General features: G+C 54.7%; 16 protein-coding genes. 11 read left to right on the top strand and 5 right to left on the bottom strand.

Annotated features, from left to right (window positions below; genetic code table 11):
• Window positions 1-46: 46 nt before the first annotated feature.
• Window positions 47-1564, bottom strand: a complete 1518-nt coding sequence (locus SH573x_RS15770; protein ID WP_479356561.1) for a carboxypeptidase M32 — start codon at window positions 1562-1564, stop codon at window positions 47-49.
• Window positions 1565-1804: 240 nt separating this feature from the next.
• On the opposite strand from SH573x_RS15770, the gene SH573x_RS15765 reads away from it, so the two are divergent.
• The 3 genes from SH573x_RS15765 to SH573x_RS15755 all read left to right on the top strand — a co-directional run bounded on the left by SH573x_RS15765 (window position 1805) and on the right by SH573x_RS15755 (window position 6580).
• On the top strand, window positions 1805-2878 hold the full coding sequence (locus SH573x_RS15765) for a hypothetical protein (RefSeq protein WP_479356559.1): 1074 nt from the start codon (window positions 1805-1807) through the stop codon (window positions 2876-2878).
• A 108-nt stretch (window positions 2879-2986) separates the two neighbouring features.
• Window positions 2987-5125, top strand: a complete 2139-nt coding sequence (locus SH573x_RS15760) for a Tex family protein (protein ID WP_479356746.1) — start codon at window positions 2987-2989, stop codon at window positions 5123-5125.
• Window positions 5126-5179: 54 nt separating this feature from the next.
• On the top strand, window positions 5180-6580 hold the full coding sequence (locus tag SH573x_RS15755) for an ATP-binding protein (RefSeq protein WP_479356557.1): 1401 nt from the start codon (window positions 5180-5182) through the stop codon (window positions 6578-6580).
• Window positions 6581-6692: 112 nt separating this feature from the next.
• On the opposite strand, the gene SH573x_RS15750 is transcribed toward SH573x_RS15755, so the two are convergent.
• Complete coding sequence (locus SH573x_RS15750) at window positions 6693-8693, bottom strand: glycoside hydrolase family 127 protein (RefSeq protein ID WP_479356555.1); 2001 nt, start codon at window positions 8691-8693, stop codon at window positions 6693-6695.
• On the opposite strand from SH573x_RS15750, the gene SH573x_RS15745 reads away from it, so the two are divergent.
• Window positions 8692-8862, top strand: a complete 171-nt coding sequence (locus SH573x_RS15745; RefSeq protein WP_479356553.1) for a hypothetical protein — start codon at window positions 8692-8694, stop codon at window positions 8860-8862. The two genes, SH573x_RS15750 and SH573x_RS15745, sit on opposite strands and share 2 nt — an antisense overlap.
• On the opposite strand, the gene SH573x_RS15740 is transcribed toward SH573x_RS15745, so the two are convergent.
• Window positions 8855-10591, bottom strand: coding sequence for a cation:proton antiporter (locus SH573x_RS15740; RefSeq protein ID WP_479356551.1), 1737 nt, complete (start codon window positions 10589-10591; stop codon window positions 8855-8857). The genes SH573x_RS15745 and SH573x_RS15740 overlap by 8 nt on opposite strands.
• A gap of 93 nt (window positions 10592-10684) precedes the next feature.
• Between SH573x_RS15740 and SH573x_RS15735 the strand changes: the two genes are divergently transcribed.
• Window positions 10685-11122 carry a RidA family protein gene (locus tag SH573x_RS15735; protein WP_479356549.1) on the top strand — a complete coding sequence of 146 codons (438 nt, stop codon included), beginning with the start codon at window positions 10685-10687 and terminating at the stop codon, window positions 11120-11122.
• A 179-nt stretch (window positions 11123-11301) separates the two neighbouring features.
• On the opposite strand, the gene SH573x_RS15730 is transcribed toward SH573x_RS15735, so the two are convergent.
• Window positions 11302-12288 (bottom strand): aminotransferase class IV, encoded by a 987-nt coding sequence (locus SH573x_RS15730; RefSeq protein WP_479356548.1) that lies wholly within the window; start codon window positions 12286-12288, stop codon window positions 11302-11304.
• Between the two features lie 36 nt (window positions 12289-12324).
• Window positions 12325-13371: an alpha/beta hydrolase family protein gene (locus SH573x_RS15725; RefSeq protein WP_479356546.1), complete on the bottom strand. Its 1047-nt coding sequence runs from the start codon at window positions 13369-13371 to the stop codon at window positions 12325-12327.
• Between the two features lie 215 nt (window positions 13372-13586).
• On the opposite strand from SH573x_RS15725, the gene SH573x_RS15720 reads away from it, so the two are divergent.
• The 6 genes from SH573x_RS15720 to SH573x_RS15695 all read left to right on the top strand — a co-directional run bounded on the left by SH573x_RS15720 (window position 13587) and on the right by SH573x_RS15695 (window position 21021).
• A complete protein-coding gene (locus SH573x_RS15720; RefSeq protein WP_479356544.1) occupies window positions 13587-13895 on the top strand; it encodes a hypothetical protein in 309 nt (102 codons plus the stop codon).
• A gap of 121 nt (window positions 13896-14016) precedes the next feature.
• Entirely contained in the window at window positions 14017-16077 is a 2061-nt protein-coding gene (locus SH573x_RS15715; protein WP_479356542.1) for an EF-hand domain-containing protein, read from the top strand.
• A 313-nt stretch (window positions 16078-16390) separates the two neighbouring features.
• Window positions 16391-17023: a response regulator gene (locus tag SH573x_RS15710; protein ID WP_479356540.1), complete on the top strand. Its 633-nt coding sequence runs from the start codon at window positions 16391-16393 to the stop codon at window positions 17021-17023.
• Between the two features lie 244 nt (window positions 17024-17267).
• Window positions 17268-18629 (top strand): enolase C-terminal domain-like protein, encoded by a 1362-nt coding sequence (locus tag SH573x_RS15705; protein ID WP_479356538.1) that lies wholly within the window; start codon window positions 17268-17270, stop codon window positions 18627-18629.
• A 42-nt stretch (window positions 18630-18671) separates the two neighbouring features.
• A complete protein-coding gene (locus tag SH573x_RS15700; protein ID WP_479356536.1) occupies window positions 18672-19889 on the top strand; it encodes an MFS transporter in 1218 nt (405 codons plus the stop codon).
• A gap of 172 nt (window positions 19890-20061) precedes the next feature.
• A complete protein-coding gene (locus SH573x_RS15695; protein WP_479356535.1) occupies window positions 20062-21021 on the top strand; it encodes a glycosylasparaginase in 960 nt (319 codons plus the stop codon).
• Window positions 21022-21262: the final 241 nt, after the last annotated feature.

Raw genomic sequence — 21262 nt, 5'->3', positions numbered from 1 at the left:
AACCCATTGGCGGCGTTCACGCAATACATTTTCGGCTCATGCTATTCTAGACCATGCCGTATGCGACTTCGAGTTTCTGCCGCAAGTAGCTGACAAGTGGCTCGGCAGACAATTCGCGTCCGGTTGTGCGGCGAATCAGCTCTGCCGGGGGATAACAGCGTCCATGGACATGGATTTTATCGCGCAGCCACTGCAAAATTCCACGGAACTCGCCACGCTCGAGCAACGGTTGAACATTGCCCAAATCGTTGGCCAAAGCCTCCATCAGTTGAGCGGCGTACAGATTTCCCAGGGTATAAGTAGGGAAATAGCCGATCAGGCCAGCGCTCCAGTGCACGTCCTGCAAGATGCCCTCACGGGCCGTGAGCGGATTGATTCCGAGATAGCGATTATAGCGATCGTTCCAAGCTTGAGGCGCATCGGACACTTGCAACTGGCCGTTCATTAATTCTTGTTCGAGTTCAAATCGAATCAAAATGTGCAAGTTGTAAGTCACTTCATCGGCTTCGACGCGAATCAGCGATGGCTCGACCAGGTTGGCATCGCGGAACAATTGGTCAGCATTTAGGTCTTGCCAGGACGAGCCGAAGCTCTTTTGCAGTTGCGGCAAACACCAGCGCCAGAAGGCAGCGCTGCGACCGATAAAATTCTCCCATAACCGCGACTGCGATTCGTGTACGCCCAGACTGGCTGCGGATCCTGGTGGCAGGCCGTACCAATGATCCGGCAGGCCTTGTTCGTACATTCCGTGGCCAGCTTCATGCAGCGTGCTATAGAAGCCACTGGCAAAGTTGTTTTCAAAGTATCGAGTGAGTATGCGACAGTCCGACGGTCCGAGCGTGGTACAGAATGGATGTGCTGTCTCATCCAAGCGACCGCGCTCGAAACAGTAACCAATCGAACTGGCGATCCAACGACTGGCTTGGCGCTGCTGATCGAGACTAATGGTACGCTTCCAACTGTTTCCTGTGGGCGGTTTGGGGGCCGCTTTCACATCATTCAATAGCTTGACCAGTTCGTTGCGAAGCTGGCCGAACATAGTCGTCAGGTCGCTCGTCTTGGCGCCTTCTTCGTACTGATCCAGCAGGGCGTCGTACAGTTGTTCATCGTCGGCCAGCAGCTGAGCTTCTTGCCTGCGCAGATTTACGATCTCGGTTAAGTGCGGCTGGAAATCAGTCCAGCGATCCGCACTGCGGGCGGCAACCCAGGCTTGCTGTCCCAGGCTGGTAGCCTTGGCAAGGGCCTCAACTAAAGATTGTGGCAGCTGCACTTGACGGTCATAGTCGCGGCGCATGCCTGCGATGGCTGCGCCGTGCGGCTCGTGGCGATTTTCGGCCAGTGGTGATTGCGCTAGTTCGCTCAGCCATTGCCCTAGCTGGGGCGTGGTGCGACGCTGATGAATCAGGCCACTGAGGAAGCTGACCTGTTCCGCCCGATATGCGCCGGCCTGCGAAGGAATGTAGGTGTGCTCGTCCCATTCCAATAAAGCCAGCGCAGATTCCAGTTTGGCTGTGTCCCGCATATGAGCGGCCACGCGATCAAAGAGTGCTTGTGAATCAGGCATTTCCATTCTCCAAATCAGTCGCACCCGCAGGGGACGCCAGGGTAACGTCAGGTTCAAATCAGCGGTTGTCGGCCAGGGTGATCACCAGCCGCCATGAGTTCCGCTCTTGGGTCCGCCCTAAGGTCGGTAGTTCCGTGATGAAATTCGACTCTGTATGCTTCGAAGTGGCAACCCCATTAGGTACACTCTACATCACCCTCCAAAATAACCGCTTACCCAGAACCCTTGTGGAGCTTCATCATGATCCTAACTTTGGCGCAGCGCTGGCTGCGAACTTGTAGCACTCTGTTGGTATTGGTCAGCTGCGTTGCGATCGGTAGTGCACAAGAATCAGATGCATCAGCCAAGTGGCTATCGATTCCGGGCAATTCAAATCATGACTTGCCTGGTAAGGGTAAGCAGGTCGTCTTGATTTCCGGCGATGAAGAGTATCGCTCCGAAGAAGCGCTACCGCAACTGGCAAAGATCTTGGCCAAGCATCATGGATTTGATACGACCGTGCTGTTTGCCATCAACCCCGAATCGGGTTTGATCGATCCGAATTACTCGTTCAATATTCCCGGGTTGGAGAAGTTGAAGGATGCCGAGTTGATGATCATCGCCACGCGCTTTCGCGAGTTGCCTGACGATCAAATGCAACACATTGTTGATTACTTTCGGCAAGGCAAACCAGTCATTGGACTGCGCACCGCCACACATGCCTTCAACTACAGCCAGAATCGCGATAGCAAGTTTGTGGATTGGGGATACAACAGCGGCAAATGGAAGGGTGGTTTTGGCCAGCAAGTTTTGGGCGACACTTGGGTTAGCCATCACGGCAAACACGGCAGCGAGAGCACGCGAGGTGTCATTCATCCGGGCGCCGCGGCGCATGCGATACTAAAAGGCGTCAAAGATGTCTGGGGACCCACGGACGTTTATGGTATTAACAAACTCGGTGATAACGAATTTGCTGCGACCATTTTGCTCGATGGTCAAGTGTTGACCGGTATGAAGCCGGAAGACAAACCTGTCGATGGCAAGATTAATGACCCGATGCAACCGCTGGCTTGGATCAAAGACTATAAAACACCTGAAGGGAAACAAGGCCAAGCCTTCTGTACCACGATGGGAGCCGCCACGGATTTAAGCAATGAAGACCTGCGCCGGCTGCTGGTCAACGCTGCCTACTACTTGACCGGCCTGGAATCCAAGATCCCTGACAAAGCTGAGGTTGCGATTGTGGGCACCTACGAACCCTCGATGTTTGGATTCAAGCGCGAGCCCAACTACTGGGCGGAAAAGAAACTCACGCCCCAGACGTTTGCCGACTGAATAAGGGGCAGGTCTCTTTTCCGTCCTTCAAATCACGGTGTCTCGTCGTATCCCCACTTGTTTAGATGACTGATGGATCAACCGATGCAAAAGGAACTGCAAGCTGCGATGGTGGCTCTGGCCGCCGAATTGAATGTCAAGATTGAACAGATCACCAAAGCGGTGGAACTGTTGGACGCTGGCAATACAATTCCCTTTATCGCGCGCTACCGCAAAGAAGTCACGCAAGGCCTGGATGAACAGGCCCTGCGTGCGATTGAGGATGGCATCGAGCGGGCGCGTGAGTTGGCTGCGCGCAAAGAGACAGTCCTTAAAACAATCGACGGTCAAGGGCTACTGACCGATAGCTTGCGGCGACAAATTGAGTCTTGTGCCGATCTGGCTACGCTGGAAGCACTTTATCAACCGTATAAGCCCAAACGCCGAACACGCGCTACGGTGGCCCGCGAACGAGGCTTGCAACCCTTGGCCGACTTGCTGCTAAGCCAACAGCGACTCGGTAAGTCGAAGCAAGAGCTGTTGAAGTCATTCGTTAGTCCCGATAAAGAAGTGCCTGATTCCGCCACGGCCCTAGCCGGTGCGCTCGACATTATTGCGGAACAGTGGAGTGATGACCCACCCACGCGATTGTGGATGGCCGAACAAGCCCGCTCACGCGGGCGCGTCGTCTCTCAAATAAAACGTGGTAAGAAGGACGAAGCCAACAAGTTCGAAGCCTACCTGGACCATCGCGAGTCGGCAGCCAAAATCCCATCGCATCGATTGTTGGCCATGCTGCGCGGTGAAGCCGAAGGACTATTGCGCGTGGGCGTCGAGTTCGAGGAAGACGAAACCCAAACGCAAATGAACCAACTCAAACAGCGGCTGGTGAAAAACCGCGATTTCGAGTTCCATCAAGAATTGCTGGGCGCGGTCGAAGACTGTTTTGAAAGGTTGTTAATGCCGGCCACTGAGACCAGTGTGCTGCACGAACTGAAAGCCAAGGCGGACGAAGAAGCCATCTCCGTGTTTGGCAAAAACCTGCGCGAATTGTTGATGGCCCCGCCGGCGGGTCCCAAGGTCACACTGGGTATCGATCCAGGCTTCCGCACGGGCTGCAAATTGGCGGTGGTAGATCATACAGGCAAATATGTAGCGCACACGACCGTCTACCCCACGCCTCCCCACGAAGACATCCAGGGTGCTTCAAAAGCGATCCTGGAGCTGATCAAGAAATACAAAATTGAATTGATCGCTATCGGCAACGGTACCGCTTCGCGTGAGACCGACCACTTCATGAGTCAATTGCTGAAAGAGAACGGATTAAAATTGACGAAGGTTATCGTCAGTGAAGCTGGAGCTTCGATTTACTCAGCCAGTGAGCTGGCGGTGCGCGAATATCCGGACCTGGATGTGACAGTCCGCGGTGCTATCAGCATCGCACATCGATTGCAAGATCCGCTGGCTGAACTCGTTAAGTCCGATCCCAAAAGCATCGGAGTAGGTCAATACCAACACGACGTCGACCAAAAACTACTGCGCAAGAGACTGGAGCGCGAAGTGGAGTCTTGCGTCAACAGTGTGGGAGTCGATCTGAATCTGGCCAGCGCGCCGTTGCTATCCTACGTGGCGGGCATCGGTCCCAAACTGGCAGAGAACATTGTCGAATATCGCGATCAGCATGGGCGTTTTGAATGCCGAGCCGACTTGCTACGCGTGCCCAAGCTAGGTGCCAAGGCCTTCGAGCAAGCTGCGGGTTTCTTACGCATTCGCGAAGGTAGTGAACCACTAGACAATTCAGCCGTACATCCGGAAAGCTATCCGGTCGTCAAGAAAATGGCGGCCCGACTAATGGTGGATACTCACAGCCTGGTCGGCAATGCAACTTTGTCGCAGAAGTTGAATGCGCAGGACTTTGTCGATAACATGTGCGGCTTGCCCACCGTGCGAGACATAATTGCCGAGCTGGGCAAACCGGGACGAGATCCGCGCAGCGAATTTCGCGCTGTTCAGTTCGACGACAGCGTTCAGACGATGGAAGATTTAAAGCCTGGCATGATCTTGGAAGGCGTGGTCACCAACGTCACGCATTTTGGTGCGTTTGTGGATATTGGCGTGCATCAGGATGCGCTTGTCCACATTTCGCAACTCTCGAACACCTTTGTGAAAGATCCCAACGAAGTAGTTGCGGTTGGTGATATTGTGAAAGTTAAGGTGATGGAGATCGACGTCGCTCGCAAACGGATTTCGATAACCCGAAAATTCTGACGGTTCCCATTTTTTTTACGGCTCCTAAATCTAACAAATAGAGCTCTTCGGCCGATGAGTCCTATTGATTGTGTCTTTGAACACTTGCCATTTCCGTCCTGGGTATTCAATCCCAACAACTTGAGATTTCTAGCCGTCAACCATCGCGCGCTAGAGGTTTATGGATACGCGCGCGACGAATTCTTGACAATGACGGTTGCTGACATCCGACCACCTGAGGATCTGGATCGCATAGTAGCACTGGTGCGTGAGCCTGGCCTGCATCGGCCTTCAGGAGTTTGGCGTCACCGAAAAAAGAATGGAGAACTGATTGAAGTTGAAGTGGCCACGTCAGATATCCAATTCGAGGGCTGCCCGGCCCGCCTGGCAGTTGTAGTTGATGTATCCGGCAGGTCCTATCAAGAGGAGCGTCTAGCGATCGCGCTAGGCGGGGCCAAGCTGGGCATTTGGGAGTATGACATCAACTCAGGTCTGATAAGTTGGGATTCAGTCTACTCGGGCATCTATGGCTACGGTGATCGTGTGCTGCCGAAAACGCCTGACGAGTTTTTGGAGCTGGTCGATCTCGAGCAGCGCACGGACGTTCGCGCACGGTTCTTCAACTGCGTGAAAACGGGTGTGGATTACGAAGCGGAGTTTCAGGTGCTCTTGCCGGATCGAACAACGCGTTGGCGGTATTCCTATGGCAAGCGGGTAATGGATCTGGCAGGCACACCGGTTAAAGTTATCGGTATTGGTATGGACACGACCGAACGCAAGCGACTTGAGCACGAGATTGCGCAGAATCAGAAGTTTGAGGCCGTAGGTCGCTTGGCCGGCGGCATTGCCCATGACTTCAATAACTTATTGACTGTGGTAATGGGACATGCAGATTTGTTGGCGGGTGAAGCGGACTTGACGGCGATTCACGAATCGGCAGAGCAGATTCAATTGGCTGCGGCTCGGGCTACCACGCTGGTTCGCCAACTGCTCGAATTCAGCCGGACTCGACCTCAACGCCCAATGCCGATCTGTTTGAATAAAGTCGTATCCGAAACCATCGCGCTGGTACGCAAGTTGTTGCCCAGCTCAATGTCGATCTCTATGCATCTTGATCCCGGTCTTCCCTCTCTACTGGCTGATCCAGGACAAATCGAACAGGTCGTAATGAATCTTTGCCTGAACGCTCGCGATGCGATTTGCGAAATCGGGAACATTGACATTCGCACCTACAGTGAAAACGACTCCAGTCAACTACAGCAAATAGTGTTAGAAGTTTCGGACAATGGGACGGGCATCGATGAAAGGAGCGTCAATTTGATCTTCGATCCGTTCTTTACGACGAAACCAGTCGACAAAGGTACTGGCCTGGGCTTGAGCATCGTACAAAGCATAGTCAAACAACTGCGTGGAACTATCGAGATAGAAACCCAGGCCACTGTAGGCTCGAAGTTTCGCATTAGGCTGCCTGTGTGACAGTGTCTCCTTTTGCTCCGCAAAAGGCAGTTTCGTTCACAGAGCCAACGGAGAACCAGGCAGCTGCCTTTCGCGGAGCGAAAGGAGACTCTGGCTTTCGCGGAGAGGAGACTTAGTTGGCCACGGGCAACCATACCGACATTTCTTGAGCTTGGCGATTGCTCCAAGCGTAGTATGGGATCAGTTGCGCTTCAATCGATTGCCAGCGGGGTGGAACGAAGGGCTGGTAAAGTGCTGAAGTGGTTGATTCATCCGCGACCGTTGGGCTATTGATGAGCAGTTGCCCTCGCAGAATTGAGACGCTGCCGAGCTCTTGCCGACCGACGTCCGGTACCCACGGTTGATCAGCTCGTAAAGCTACATCCTGAACCGATCGTCCGACTGGCAAATCACACGATTCGAGGCAGTAAACCAAAGGGCCGCGTACCACGGCCACTTGGCCGCGGCACTCTTCGACTAGTGGATGGGCTGACATCAGCCGCACGGGCATATCGAGGTTCAGCGATACGCGATCTCCGGGTTGCCACACGCGATCGATTGCTGCAAAGCCGGCGACAGGTTTGATATCCTGCAGCCCGCCATTGAGACTCAACTGGAAATTTTGGCACCAACCGGGTATTCGAAATGCAAGTGCATGTGACTGGCTGGGCGCTGACTCAACCGTAATCTCGACGTGGCCATCGGCTGGGTAATTGGAAGTCTGGCAAAGGGCCAGCGACTGCTGGTTGGCTCGGGCTGATTTAAAATGATTGCTGCCGTATAGCAGAATGGCTGTGCGTCCAGCTTGGGATGCATAGGCATAGCGATTGACGCTCGCGACAGTCCTCGCCACATTCGGTGGACAACAATAGCAACTGATCCAACTCTCACGTTGCCGCGACCAGCGCAGAGCGGTTGGCATCTGCTCGAGCTGTCGCAGAGTATTGGTGTAAAAGAATTTCTCGCCATCTAAGCTCACCCCAGCCAGGACCGCATTGAGTAGTGAGTTTTCCAGTGCATCGATATGCTGACCATCGCCGGTCAGTTGCCACATGCGATAGCTCCAAAGAACATAACCTATCGCTGCGCACGTTTCATTGTGGGCAGTGGAGTTGGGCAACTGATAGTTGCGTCCATAAGCTTGATGAACGCGGGCGATGTGCGTTTGATCTTTCGAGCCATCGGGCGAAGCACCATCGAACAGTGCACCACATCCACCTGTGATGTAGATCTTGTGGTTTTGAACGCTTTGCCAACAACTGGTGATAGCCGACTGCAGCGGGGCGTCGGGTTGCTCGCGCAAGAGATCGGCGACGCCCGCGTACAAGTAGTTGGCGCGGACCGCATGCCCAACTGCTTCCCGCTGCTGGCGCAGCGGCACACGATCTTGATTGTCATCGCCTCCACCCACGACCAAGTCGCGCATCCGCAGCCAACGCTCAGCCAGCTGGAGATAGCGCTTTTCACCGGTGGTGCGATAGAGTTGAATGATACCCATGTAGTGCGCCGGACACATAGCGTGCCGAGCGTGTGTAGCATTAGGCCGAGAGAATTCGCGATCGAGAAAATCCGCTGCCTTGATGGCTACCTCCAGCAGCTGGCGCTGGCCCGTAACTTCATGATGCAAGCATGCAGCGGTCATCAGATGGCCAAAGTTGTACATTTCGAAGTTGTTGGGGTTGCCAAACGGTGGCGTGAGTGGTTCGCCACGCTTCCGCTGGTGAATATTGGCGATTAACACCGGAGTATGCAGATAACCATCCTCACGCTGAGCTTGAGCGATCAGTTCGATTGTCTGTTCGATCGTTTCAGTTAATTGTGGATCGGGCATCTGCGCCGACAGGGCGATAAGCGCTTCCAGCCATTTGTACGTGTCGCCATCGTTCCAGCTTGGACCACGATGTTCACCTTCGGCCAGTTCAGCCGCGATGCGAAAGTTCTCCACAAAGTGGGAATGCTGAGTGCCTTGCATGATGTTGCTTAGCACCGGCAATGTCCCAGTGCGACAGGCTTGCAGGCGACGTCCCCAGAAAGAGTCAACATCCCACTCTACGTCATGTAGTGACTGTGCATGCAGCGGAGTGCCATGCATCCATAACACTACGCAAACAACGATTTGGAAGGCTCGAACCATGAGTTGGATTGTCTCCTTTCGCTCCGCGAAAGGCTCGCGCGCCAGTTCTTGGTGGAATATAGAATTCGTCGCGGCCGTTCGTGGAGCGCGCACGGATATTTTGACTGCCTTTCGCGGAGCGAAAGGAGACAACGTCGATCATAGCTTGGGATCTCAGGCGGTCAAGTAAACAGGTCGGAGCGCAAACGGTCGCGTTCGCGGTCGATCTGCTCAGGAGTTGCACCTAAGTCGCGGAGCATATATTCGGCCAGCGCCATAGCTACTTCGCCTTCGCCGGCAAAGACAGTGTCGGCCCCGTTCTGGATCAGTGGCAGGCGATCGCGGAGATAGGCTGAGCGGACGATGATCTTGATCTTCGGATTCAATTCACGTGCCAGGCGAATGATCTCGGTGGCACCGCGGATGGTCGAAGCGCTTAAGATCAAGCTCAGGCTGCTAGCCACCCCCGCATGTTTGAGGGTCTCCACATGATTCGCATCGCCCAGCACCGCTCGAAAGCCATCGCTACGAATGGTGCTCAGGTTGCTGTGGTTCATCTCAATCACCGTCGGTTCAACTCCGTTCTCTTTGAGCAGTCGAGCTACGGTTTTGCCAACTGGTCCATAACCCACGATCACAGTCCGAAATTCGTTGGGGTTTTCATCATCCTGCGCATCCTGCGTGGCCGCCGGCATCAATGAGAAGGGACGTCGCATTGTAATCACTGGATGCATCCATTTGGATCGATTGCACAGTCGAGTGATGGGATCGACCAGGTACTGAGCCAGGGGCGCGACCGAGATCGAGAAAATCGAACAAGCCACCAGCACATGCATGGCTTCCTTGGGCAGCAACCCTTCTTGCATGGCCAGGTTGGCCACAATAAACGTGAATTCGCCGATCTGGCCCAGGCACAACGCTACGCGCAGCGCCGAACGCAACGGATAGCCCAGCGTCAGTACTGCCCCAAAACTGACCATGGGCGTGCCGATCAAGATGATCAATAGCGTCAGGATCAATAGTTGGCTGGACTCCCAGAATACAATCGGGTCAAACAACATGCCAACCGAAACGAAGAACAACACGGCAAACGCATCGCGCATCGGCAACGCTTCAGAGGCAGCGCGCAAACTGAAGTCGGATTGACCGACAACAATCCCAGCCAGAAATGCCCCCAACGCCATCGAGACTCCGAACATGCGCGCCGACAACATCGCGATTCCTAACACGATCACCAGCACGGTTAACGTGAATAGCTCACGTGATCGCGTTTCCGCCACATAGCGCAGCACACCAGGTATAAAGCGGCCACCAACCAAGGTGATCAGCGCAATGACGATCGCCATCTTGGCGGCGGCGATCAACAGGATTTGCAGGATCCCGTTAACGGTAAACGCTTGATCATCCGACATGGCTGGCAATAAAACGAGCACCAGCACAGCCAATAAGTCCTGGACAATCAACCAGCCAATCGCGACGTTGCCCGTCTGAGTTTGCAGCTCGTTTACGTCCGCCAGCAACCGCGTGACGACGACCGTACTGGCGAAGGCGATTGAGACTCCGAAGATCAGGGCCGGAATCCAGCTCCAGTTCAAATAGGTTGCAACGCAAAAGCCCATCGCAATCGACAGCGTACATTGCAGCAGAGCACCCGGCACAGCGATGCGCCGCACTCGCGACAATTCGTCTAGATCAAAATGCAGTCCCACACCGAACATCAACAGAACAACGCCGACTTCGGCAAACTGATTGGCAATATCTGAATCGGCCACGAAGCCCGGAGAATTCGGGCCTATGACGACGCCGGCTAACAAGTAACCTACAATCGGCGACAGGCCCAGCCGCTGCGTGGCATAGCCAAACAACAACGCAGCGCCTAAACCTCCGACCAGCGTAGGGATAATATCTAGTTCATGCATGCGTCCAATCTATCGCAAACCTGGAACTTGTACGACGGGACTATTTGCTACAATGCTTGGCCCATTTCCACTTACTACAACAGGAGCCAATTCGTGACACCACAAGAAACTGCCGAGTCGCTCGGCATCAAGTTCACCAAGCAAGAACCAGGCTATTTGGCGATGGTTGTCAAGACCGGCAATCTACTGATTACTTCCGGCCATGTCAGCGACTTGAAAGGCAAGTTGGGTGACGGGCTGAGTGTTGAACAGGGTCAAGTAGCTGCCCGACAATGCGCCGAAAAGATCCTCAACTCGGTATGGAACTTTCAAGGCTCGATCAATGGCCTGCGCGTTTTGAAACTCTTGGGCTGTGTAAATTCGACGCTCGAGTTCCATGAGCAGCACCTGGTCATCAACGGTTGCAGTGACTTGCTGCATCAAATCTACGGCAAGACCACCAATGGCTTCCACGCCCGCAGCGCCTTAGGCTTCGCTCAAATACCTACCGGGTCGGCCGTCGAAGTCGAAGCTATTTTCGAGATCCTGTAGCGGAACGCGTCAAGCGTTTCGAAATTCCTGTAGCGGAACGTGTCAAGCGTTTCGAAATTCCTGTAGCGGAACGCGTCAAGCGTTTCGACCAGGCTGAGATCAATCCACATACGAAAGCCTTGACGGCTTCCGCTACATACGAAAGCCTTGACTACATACGAAAGCCTTGACGGCTTCCGCTACAGAGTGGCGAATTTTATCGCTTGCTCGACGTAGTCGACTCCCAAGTCTTGGCACCATGCGTCGCGGAGCCGTAAGAAGGTTGAATGCTGTGTTGGGTTTGAGAATTCGACGCCATCCAACTGCGAAGCCGGCCACAAGCAGCCGGAGGTGCCAGTCAAGAGGACTCCTTCGGCTTGCTGAGCTTCGCTGACCGAGAAAGAACGAAAGGCAACGGGGATTCCCAAGTTCTCGGCCAAACGCAGTGTGCGTTGCAGACTTAGTCCCTGCAGCACACTGTCGGGTGGCGGAACAATCAGGGTTCCGTGGCGAACAAGCATTAGATTGGCAACCGAAGATTCTGTTAGGTGGTCATCCAGCGACAACATGGCCGCACCGGCATAAGGCAAGCCACTGGCGGCGGCTTGGGAGTCAGCCAAATAGTAATGCAATCTGCTGCGGGTCTTAATGTGAGGCGTCCAACACTGGGCGGGCACATTGCGCGTGGCACCAGTGACCAGGGGCTGGCCATATTGATACCAATATGCCAGGTGCGACCAGTGGAGCGCGGCTGCGTGGACGATTACCGTGGGTTTCTGTCCAGCGGGACGGTCGCCAGTGTGTCCTGGCGTTAGCAGAATCACGATGCCAAAGTCGGCTTGCCCAAAACCGTCGCGATTGCGTTGCACGCACTCGTCAATTAGTTTACATGTCAAGTATTGTGGCATGTCGATGCCCAGTACCTGGGCGCTCGCCTGCAATCGATCCAGGTGTGCTTGTGCATCCAACGGAATGCCGTTTACTGTTCGCAGTCTTTCGACCAGCGTAGCACCTTGCAATGTTCCCCAGTCGTCCAAGGATAGTCGGGCAGTGGACAACTCTTCCCAGTAGTTGTCGGCTGACCAGTCCAACTGGGCTTGGCTTGAAACGCGCTCAGCCACAAATGCCGTGGGCTGGGAAGCGGTTGCCTGAAGGGCAGGTTGGGGATCGTTTGGGTCAGACGGCATGAATTCCCAGCATTATCTTCTGCGGGCAGCTGTCGTTTACTTGCCCAGCACGTTATCGATTGCATTGTTGTAAGCGGCACACTTGCGGTAGTAGTTCATCTCATCGTGAGTCGAACCGACAGCCGACTGGCAATCATATTGTGTGATCCGTTGATCATCTTGCAAAGGCTGGGTGGCGCGAGGATCGGCCAGCCCCGAAAAGCCGGCCGCAATGGGAGTGGTCACGCGATTGATAAATCGGAAGCGTCGCAGCACTGGATCGCGCGAATTATAAATGTTGACGAGCTTGTCGACTTGTTGGATGGCCAACCCGTACTCACGACCAGCCGCCAACCACGTGCGATCAAAGGCTGGGGCAATTAGGCCGACTCGCACCTGACGAGGCGTGGACCACACAGGGCTGCGGCGTCCATCTAATTCGCCACCACTGACCATATGCAAGGCACCGATAACGACGCGTCCGCCGAAGCTGAAACCCAACAGGCCAAGCGGTGCGGATTCAGGTATCCGTCCGAGGAGCACGCCAAAGTAGTAGTCGTCGATATTGGAGCGGTCGGCCTTTTCGTACAGATCTCGCAGTGGTCGACCTTCGCGCTGGCTTGGCCAACTGTACATGATGAACCGTATGGGTTCAGCGGCCCGGCAGGCTACGCGATTGTAGACGTATCCGCCGCGCCCCCGCGCATTGTCGACCTCCATCCAATTGCCATGCGCGTAGATGATGGTGCGCATAGTTGGTTGTTGCGTGAAACTGGCTTGCAGCGCTTCTTCGGAACTGGCCTTCCAGGCCGACTGGCAAGTGTATTGTGAGACCTTGAAATCCACCGGGTGTAGAGTCACACATTGTTCCAGGTCCGGCAAACAACGGCTACTGACCTCCCAGACTTCGTCACCCACACGCACGCGAGGAGATTCATTGGCCAGGCACATGCCACTTCCGACGAACCACGAAAGCGTCAATGCCAAGCCTAACAGGCTCAGTGCACGACGCGGATTGGGCGATCCGGTGAAGTGACAAAGTTGCATAAGAAATCCAGTGAACATGGCAAGCGGCACAAAGGTTAGGCCTGACGCGACCCGCATAATCGTTATCGAGACTTCAATTGTAATCGGCTGATGGCTCGGGCATCGATCGATTTGTGTACATGTTAGTGAATCGGCGAGTGAACAAGCCGACATGCGAGACGTTGAAAAAATTCATCATGTTTCGTTTGCACATCAGCAGACACAACGTAGATTTGTGCGGCCCAAAAGAGAGCCTAACGTTTGTATAGAATCTGCACTCGGGGAAACGAATCATGAGAAAGCTAATTGTCCTGGCAGTATTGTTGACAATGACCACTGGTTGCGGCCGTGGTTGGTTCCCGCATCTATTCCGAGGTGCTCCTTGTAACGGCCTGTGCAGTGCACCGGCTGCTCCACAAGCTCAAGAATGCGAAAATTGCGCTGGTTACGGCGCCTACGAAGGCGGCATCAGCACGGGCACCGAATACGTCGATGGCGGCTACATCGGGACTGGCGTACAAGGAACCTACGAATCGATTCCTTCGATGACCAACATCCCGAATTCCGGTGTCATTCAAGGTCCGATTGTTCCCAAGCAATAGCCTTTAGCGCGGCCTGGGCACGCTGTGCAGCTGAAAAAACTCATTTGGGCCAACAGGTTGCATTTACCGCGAACAACGTCGAAAATGAAACGTTCAGTTTCACGTTTGGCTGGAGGCGGTTATGCACATTCGAGTTGGCCTGATTATCGCCTTGCTGTTAACGCAAGCCGTCGCCTGCAAGCCTCGCGGGACTCCGCCTGTCGCGCAGAGTGACCCACGCGAGCCAGCGGTGAAATCGCTGCACACGGCTGCACCACCAGCGGACCCTGAACAAGCATCAGCCAGTTCTCAGGCCAGCGAACAAGCTTCTCCAACTGGTGCTGAACAAACCTCCGCTACGGCTGGCGCCGCTACGACAAACAGCGCCAAACCCAGTGACCCGCCCGCGCCACTTCCGGCGTCAGCAACGTCGAACGCGGGTGCGCAGCCTGCCAGTCCCGCGAATAGCCCGCCGGACCTAACCAAACCAACCGAACCAGCCGAACCCAAACCAGCCAGCGTTTCGACGCTGCGTTTAGCCGTGCTAGCCCCTGGTGGACCACGGCTAGTGAGGCTGGATATCCACGTCTCAGGCATGGATCTAACTACAGGCATGGAACGCTCGGCCATTGAGTTGGCTAAGCAGTTGGGCATTGACTTTGACCATCCAATAACTTGGGGCGAACTGCTAGACAAACCGCTGGTGGGATCCGGATGGTTGGGCAATCTGGTGCCCACCGCCGAGCAGCGCGAACAACTTGTCAGCTTGTACGATATCAACAAAGATGATCGGGTCGAGGCCGCGGAGTTTCGAGCCTTTCTGACGCGTGGTTTATCGCGTGGACCACAACTAAAACTCACCGCGTCGACCAACGTTACTCCCATCGTGAACCTTGATTCGCCATGGGGACCGTTAGACACTGACCAAGATGAGCAGCTTTCAATGGCAGAAGTCGAAGCTGTGCCGCGCTCTATTTTAAAGTATGACTTCGATGCCGATGGCATCATTACAGCGGGCGAATTGCGAACCAGCTTTGAAGCTCCCCCAGCCATGATGGCCACGGCGCGACGAAGTTTGATTGATATCAAGCCCATCGCCAGCTGGGATTTGAACAAGCCCGAGACGTTTGCGCGTTCCTTGATGGATTACTACACCTTCTCCGATGGCATTACTCGGGAGCTATTCGAAGCCTGGGACGACTCGCGATTTAATAAAATCGACACCGATCAAGATGGCAAACTAGCTCAGACAGAACTGCTCGCGATGAAAGACGATGCAGTCGAGATTGCTTCGGTTGTAGCTTTTCCAAGTACGTTTAGCAAAGGCCCTGCGAACGACGGTCAGTCGGATGGGCAATCGCCCGTGATATCATTCGTGCTACCGCCCGTTGCTGCAGTGGTCAATGAACAATCCAGCAGCGCCGTGCTTACTTGGGTCAAGAATGCCGAGGGCGGTCGCATTGAACTAAATAACTGCATCATCACGCTGAATGTGCGCGATGATTATTCGGCGAGTTCGAAAGCGCGTTTTGGTGAGTTTTTGAAGCAGGCCTTGAACGATCCCCAATTTGAAAGCGGCTTCACGGCCACGTTCGACCTCAAGGGTGGAGCATTTGACTTAGTGCGCGCAGCGGCATCCTCTGAGATGTCAACTGCTCCGGCGGAGGTCGCGGATGCTAACGAGGCGACAAGTGCGCCTGAAAGCGCATCGACGCCACCGTTGATGGCGGCGGCAGGTCCACCCGAGGAGGCACCCGAAGACCGAGCTTGGTCATGGGTAGTTGGACCACGACAGCACCAAGTTCAAGTCTCCTGGGCGGTCAGCCCCTCGCCTTGGTACGAACTACTGGATGCAAACGGGGATGGTAGATTAGTAAATGGCGAGCTTGAGCAGTTTAGGCAGTCTGCAAAACGCCTCGATAAGGATGGGGACCAAGTCCTGACACGGGAGGAAATGCCACTTTCGATTGTTTTGACGGTCGGACGTAGCGATTCGAGGGGGGCTGCTTCGCGGTTGGGGGGTACGGCTCAGGAAAAAAGGGGCACAAACGCTCTCTCGGCCCCTACTTGGTTTGCAGGCATGGACTATAATTCTGACGGTGAGCTCAGCCAGAGCGAGTTTTTCGGTGAAGCGTCTGACTTTGAAAAGTTGGATCGAAACCGAGACGGAGTAATTGAGGTGAGGGAGATTAACGCACCCTAAAAAGTTATGACAACTTAAGATGTGACTCGGGCAATCCTGGAACTCATGCTCGCCCCGTTCTGTGTTCCCGTGGATGCCTTGCGACAAGGCTTCTCCCCTCAGGCCAACGAGTCCATAGACCATTGCGGTCAGGTGCGATTATTGAGTTTCGGTAAACCTTGGTTTGCTCGAACACTCCTCTCCAGCGCAGTTTCTCCTTGTCTTTGGCTACGCCTGTAGTTCCAAGTCCTGGATACCGTGGGCAAGTTCGATTGGATCTTTTCCCTTCCCTTGTTTCAACACGCATCCATCACTTTTCAGTTAAGGGTCGCATATGGCTATATCTGTGTTGATTGCAGATGACCATGAAGTAGTCCGTTTGGGCTTGAAGAATCTCTTGCAGGGTACCGAGTGCGAAGTAGTTGCGGAGGCAATGACGGGCGAGCAAGCACTCGAATTGGTGGCGACCAAGAAACCCGACTTGATGATTCTGGACGTCAGAATGTCTGGGGGCGATGGATTGTACGTGCTTGGCCGAGTGAAACTGGATCGTCCCGAGTTGCCCGTGATTTTGTTGTCGACTTACGACAACCCAACCTACGTGGCTCGAGCCGTTGCGCTGGGCGCTTCGGGTTATGTGCTCAAGAGCGATTCACGCGAGCGGCTTCTGGAGTCGATTGGTATCGCGATGCGCGGTGACACCGCTTGGACGCGTGATGAGCTGCGACGCGTGACCGGCGCCTTGGCCACACCGCGCTTGCAAACCGACGTAGAAGTACCGTTGACCCAGCGCGAGAGCGAAGTGCTCAAGCAATTGGCCAACGGTCTGACCAACAAAGAGATTGCTTTGGCGCTGAGCATCAGTTACGAGACGGTCAAGGAACACGTTCAGCATATTTTGCGAAAGATCGGTGTGTCCGACCGAACCCAAGCTGCTGTTTGGGCAGTTCGCAAAGGCTTAGTCTAACTAATAATTTTCCGAAGCACCGTTGCCTGTTGAAGTAAACCGAGGGCGTTAGCCCCGGTTCTACTAAACCGAGGGCACTGGTTCCTTTTAACGCAGAGGTTGCCGCAGAAACCCGTCGGGTTCCAGTGGTGAACTCTGCGTTTAACATTTTCGGCCGCCTAGCCACCCTGACATCGGCCTGCAGTTTTTGCTAGGTTAAGGCATCTGTTACCCGAGAGCCATGTAAATAGAAAGTGGGACCTGGATGGGCAAGGCCACCGATATCGCCATCAAGGACATAACTTCTGAATCGCGCGCGTTTCTGTACCGATCGCCGATGAAATTCGGCGGTCGTGTCGTAGAAGACTGCACCGTGCTGCGCTGTGACGTCACAGTTACTGTTAGCGGCTCGCGAAAGAAAATTGTTGGCACTGGCGAAATGACGATGGGCAACGCTTGGGCCTGGCCCAGCAAGATTCCAGCTCCATTGACTTTGAGGTTGCTGCTGGAACTGGCCGAGCGCCTGTTTGACCATGCGCGAGCTCTAGGACCCAGTGGCGATCCACTTCAGATTACGCACTTGCTGGCCAAAGAACGTGATGCGATCGCTGCCGACTTTGCCAAGGAACGCAACCTGGCCGAGCCGATACCCAAGCTGGCTGTAATGCTCGCCGCCAGTCCCCTGGAAGCAGCCATCCATGACGCTTATGGTCGCGCTCACGGCAAGAACTCATTCGACTTGATGAACAGCGAGTATCTCAACCAGGATCTGAGCGCATATCTGGGCGAAGAGTATGTTGGCATGTATCCCGACAAGTTTTTATCGGCCAAGCCCAAGCCGACCATGCCGCTCTACCACTTAGTGGGTGCCTTGGATCCGCTCAGCGATGATGACTTGCGGAATCGAGTCGGAGATGGTTTACCAGAAACGCTCGAGCAATGGCTGACCACGGACGGCATTAGCCACTTGAAAATCAAATTGGCCGGTAACGATCTGGATTGGGATGTCGGCCGGATTATTGAAGTCAATCGCGTGGCTGAAAAAGTTGCCCCAGAGCGCAAGTGGCGAGTGTCGTTGGACTTCAATGAGCAGTGTCCCAACGAAGACTACGTGTTGGACTTGATCGAGCGCATTGAGCGTTTAAGTCGACCCGCGCTCGATCGCGTGCAGTACATCGAACAGCCGACGCCGCGCGATTTGACTCAGCGAACGGAAATGACGGTACACCGCATTGCTCGTCTGAGACCGATTGTCATCGACGAATCGTTAACCGATCTGGAAAGCTTGCGGTTAGCCCGACAGCGCGGGTATAGCGGAATAGCGCTCAAGGCCTGCAAGGGTCAGTCCGAGTGTTTGCTCATGGCCGCCGCTGCAGCTCATCAGCAAATGTTTGTTTGTGTGCAGGACCTAACCTGTATTGGCGGTTCCTTTTTGCATTCGGCCAGCTTGGCCAGCCGTTTGCCAACAGTTGGCGCGATCGAAGGCAATGGTCGCCAGTATTGTCCGGCAGGCAATGAACCTTATATGGCCAGCTATGCTCCTATGTTTCGTGTGCGCTATGGTACGATCCCAACACAACTGCTCGATGGAGTGGGTTTAGGCTTTCAGTGGCAACCGCTTCAGTGAGACGTGCGTTGATAAAGCTAACAGAACCGTCGAGTTTCTAACTTGAATCAACCAATCGCCGATAGGCTGTCCTGGAGTCAGTGGCAGCTGGTGTTGCTACTGGCCGCGATTAATTTCACGCACATTCTCGACTTTGTCATCGTCATGCCGCTGGGCGATCGCTTGCGCGAAGAACTCGCCATCTCGCCTCAACAGTTCGGTTTTATCGTCTCGGCTTACGGCATCGCGGCGATGATTGCCGGTATTTCAGCTGCCACGGTGATCGATCGCTTTGATCGTAAGACCGTGTTGCTGGCTAGTTTTGCGGGCTTCACCTTAACCACACTCTACTGCGGACTGGCTCCCAATTATACGCACTTGTTGCTGGCGCGCTGTTTAGCCGGCGCATGTGGTGGCGTGGTTGCTTCGGGGATCATGGCCTTTATCGGCGATACGATTCCACATCATCTGCGGGGCCGCGCCCTGGGCGCGGTCACTTCGTCTTTTGCAGTGGCGTCGGTGTTGGGACTACCGATTGGTTTGTGGCTGGCCGAAGGTTTTCATCATTTTAGTGCACCTTTTGTGGGAATTGCAGGCTTGGCAGTCGTGGTCTGGGTTGTAGCTGCCTGTTTCCTGCCATCGCTGCGCGGGCACATGGATCGCACTGATCGTCCGCATCCGGTCACTGAGTTCTTGGCTGTGCTGCGCGATCGCAATCATCAGGTCTCGTTTGCTTTTATGCTCAGCATGGTTCTGGCCACCTTCATGATTGCGCCATACATTGCCACGTACTTGGAAGCCAATTGCGGATTCAGTCGCTCCGCCCTACCCTGGATGTATGCTGTGGGCGGAGTTAGCTCACTGATCTTTATGAATCTCAGCGGGTGGATGACCGACCGCATTGGGGCGTGGCCGGTATTCTTGTTTTGCGCCGGCACCGCCGTAATCATGAGCGTAGTGATTACCAACTTGCCCGTGGTCTCGGCGATGACAGCCATCTTCGCCGCCACGTTGTTCATGACCTTTGCGTCCAGTCGAGTTGTGCCAGCCCAGACCATGATGATTCGGGCGGCACATCCGCAAATGCGCGGCGCGTTTATGAGCGTCAACACAGCCGTCTCGCATTTGGCCACTGGCGTTGGGCCCATTATCTCCGGTTCGATTATCGGCGAGCGCTTTCGTGGTGGTCCTCTAACGCACTACTGGATGGTCGGCCTGATCGCCGCCGGCTTTGGTATCGCCGCCATGACACTCTCGGTGAAGCTCCAGCGCATCAAGTAGCGGAAGCCGTCAAGGCTTTCGGTCTTTATTACGCGTAGCGGAAGCCGTCAAGGCTTTCGGTCTTTGCAAACTCTGGACGGAGCCCGAAACGCTTGACGCGTTCCGCTACGTTGAACGACCGACTATATTCAGATGGTCGTAAATGGAACGAGGTCATCCAGAGGACGAGATCATGAGTATGCAGCGTCGAAGTTTCGGTCAAGCATTGGCGGCGATGGGATGTTCATTGGTAGCGGCCCCGCGCGGGGCGTGGGCCATGCCTGCCCAGGGGCGGCCACTGTTTATTGCGACTTGGAAGTTTGGCTTGCCGGCGTGTCAACAATCGCTGAAGACTTTGCTAGCCGGTGGATCGATGTTGGATGCTATCGAGCAAGGTATCAACGTCACTGAAGCGGATACTTCGGTTGATTCAGTCGGCGCAGGCGGCGCGCCCAACGCCGAGGGCGTCGTGCAACTGGACGCCTGTATCATGGATGGGCAAACACAAAAAGCCGGCTCAGTGGCGGCACTGGAAAACTATACTCACCCCATCTCAGTAGCTCGTCGCGTCATGGAGAAGACGAAACATGTCATGATGGTCGGAGCAGGTGCAGCCAGGTTCGCCAAAGAACAGGGATTCAAAACTGCCGAATTGCTGACGCCTGAGCAGAAGATTAAGTGGCAAGCCTGGCAAGCGGCTCAAAAGCCAGGTGGCCGGCCACCCAATCACGACACGATCGCTTTAGTAGGCGTTAACAGCGATGGTCATATTGCTGGTGGTTGTTCGACTAGCGGCCTGGCCTACAAATTACCAGGCCGAGTCGGCGATAGTCCAATTCTAGGCAGCGGTCTGTATGTCGATGGCGAAATTGGCGCGGCCGGCGCGACTGGCATCGGCGAAAACGTCATGCGCTACTGTGGTTCATTCTTGATCGTGGAGTTCATGCGGTCCGGTATGGACCCCACCGCCGCTTGCCGCGCGGCCATCGAGCGGATTGCCAAACTGGAACGCAAGCCGGCTAGCGAACTGCACATCAACTTCTTAGCCATCGACAAACAAGGTCGTTACGGCGCTGCGGGTACCGATGCTGAATACCGCGTGGCGTTAGTTACAGCCGACAAAGCCGAGTTGATAGAACCAGAGATCATTTAGGCACGTGGATACGTCCAATTCGGGATCAGGGCAAACGTAGGACGGGTCTCCAGGCCCGTCCAAGATTGTCTTTGCACGCGTTTAGGCAAGCAAGAATCAACGGACGTTGAAGCGGACACGGCAAGCATGCCTCATGCCAAGACACGAGCGGACGGGCCTGGAGACCCGGCCTACATTACGATGGGTAGGACGGGTCTCCAGGCCCGTCCAAGATTGTGCTTGTACCCAGCAAAAGAGGAAC

The organism is Rania fehmarnensis (assembly GCF_056494185.1).
This window is presented reverse-complemented; position numbering and strand designations above follow the sequence as displayed.

Excerpts from the sequence above, each read along its gene's own strand:
- SH573x_RS15770 (WP_479356561.1), bottom strand. The coding sequence starts at position 1,564 with ATGCCTGATTCACAAGCACTCTTTGATCGCGTGGCCGCTCATATGCGG.
- SH573x_RS15765 (WP_479356559.1), top strand. The coding sequence starts at position 1,805 with ATGATCCTAACTTTGGCGCAGCGCTGGCTGCGAACTTGTAGCACTCTG.
- SH573x_RS15760 (WP_479356746.1), top strand. The coding sequence starts at position 2,987 with ATGGTGGCTCTGGCCGCCGAATTGAATGTCAAGATTGAACAGATCACC.
- SH573x_RS15755 (WP_479356557.1), top strand. The coding sequence starts at position 5,180 with ATGAGTCCTATTGATTGTGTCTTTGAACACTTGCCATTTCCGTCCTGG.
- SH573x_RS15745 (WP_479356553.1), top strand. The coding sequence starts at position 8,692 with ATGAGTTGGATTGTCTCCTTTCGCTCCGCGAAAGGCTCGCGCGCCAGT.
- SH573x_RS15750 (WP_479356555.1), bottom strand. The coding sequence starts at position 8,693 with ATGGTTCGAGCCTTCCAAATCGTTGTTTGCGTAGTGTTATGGATGCAT.
- SH573x_RS15740 (WP_479356551.1), bottom strand. The coding sequence starts at position 10,591 with ATGCATGAACTAGATATTATCCCTACGCTGGTCGGAGGTTTAGGCGCT.
- SH573x_RS15730 (WP_479356548.1), bottom strand. The coding sequence starts at position 12,288 with ATGCCGTCTGACCCAAACGATCCCCAACCTGCCCTTCAGGCAACCGCT.
- SH573x_RS15725 (WP_479356546.1), bottom strand. The coding sequence starts at position 13,371 with ATGCGGGTCGCGTCAGGCCTAACCTTTGTGCCGCTTGCCATGTTCACT.
- SH573x_RS15720 (WP_479356544.1), top strand. The coding sequence starts at position 13,587 with ATGAGAAAGCTAATTGTCCTGGCAGTATTGTTGACAATGACCACTGGT.
- SH573x_RS15715 (WP_479356542.1), top strand. The coding sequence starts at position 14,017 with ATGCACATTCGAGTTGGCCTGATTATCGCCTTGCTGTTAACGCAAGCC.
- SH573x_RS15710 (WP_479356540.1), top strand. The coding sequence starts at position 16,391 with ATGGCTATATCTGTGTTGATTGCAGATGACCATGAAGTAGTCCGTTTG.
- SH573x_RS15705 (WP_479356538.1), top strand. The coding sequence starts at position 17,268 with ATGGGCAAGGCCACCGATATCGCCATCAAGGACATAACTTCTGAATCG.
- SH573x_RS15695 (WP_479356535.1), top strand. The coding sequence starts at position 20,062 with ATGAGTATGCAGCGTCGAAGTTTCGGTCAAGCATTGGCGGCGATGGGA.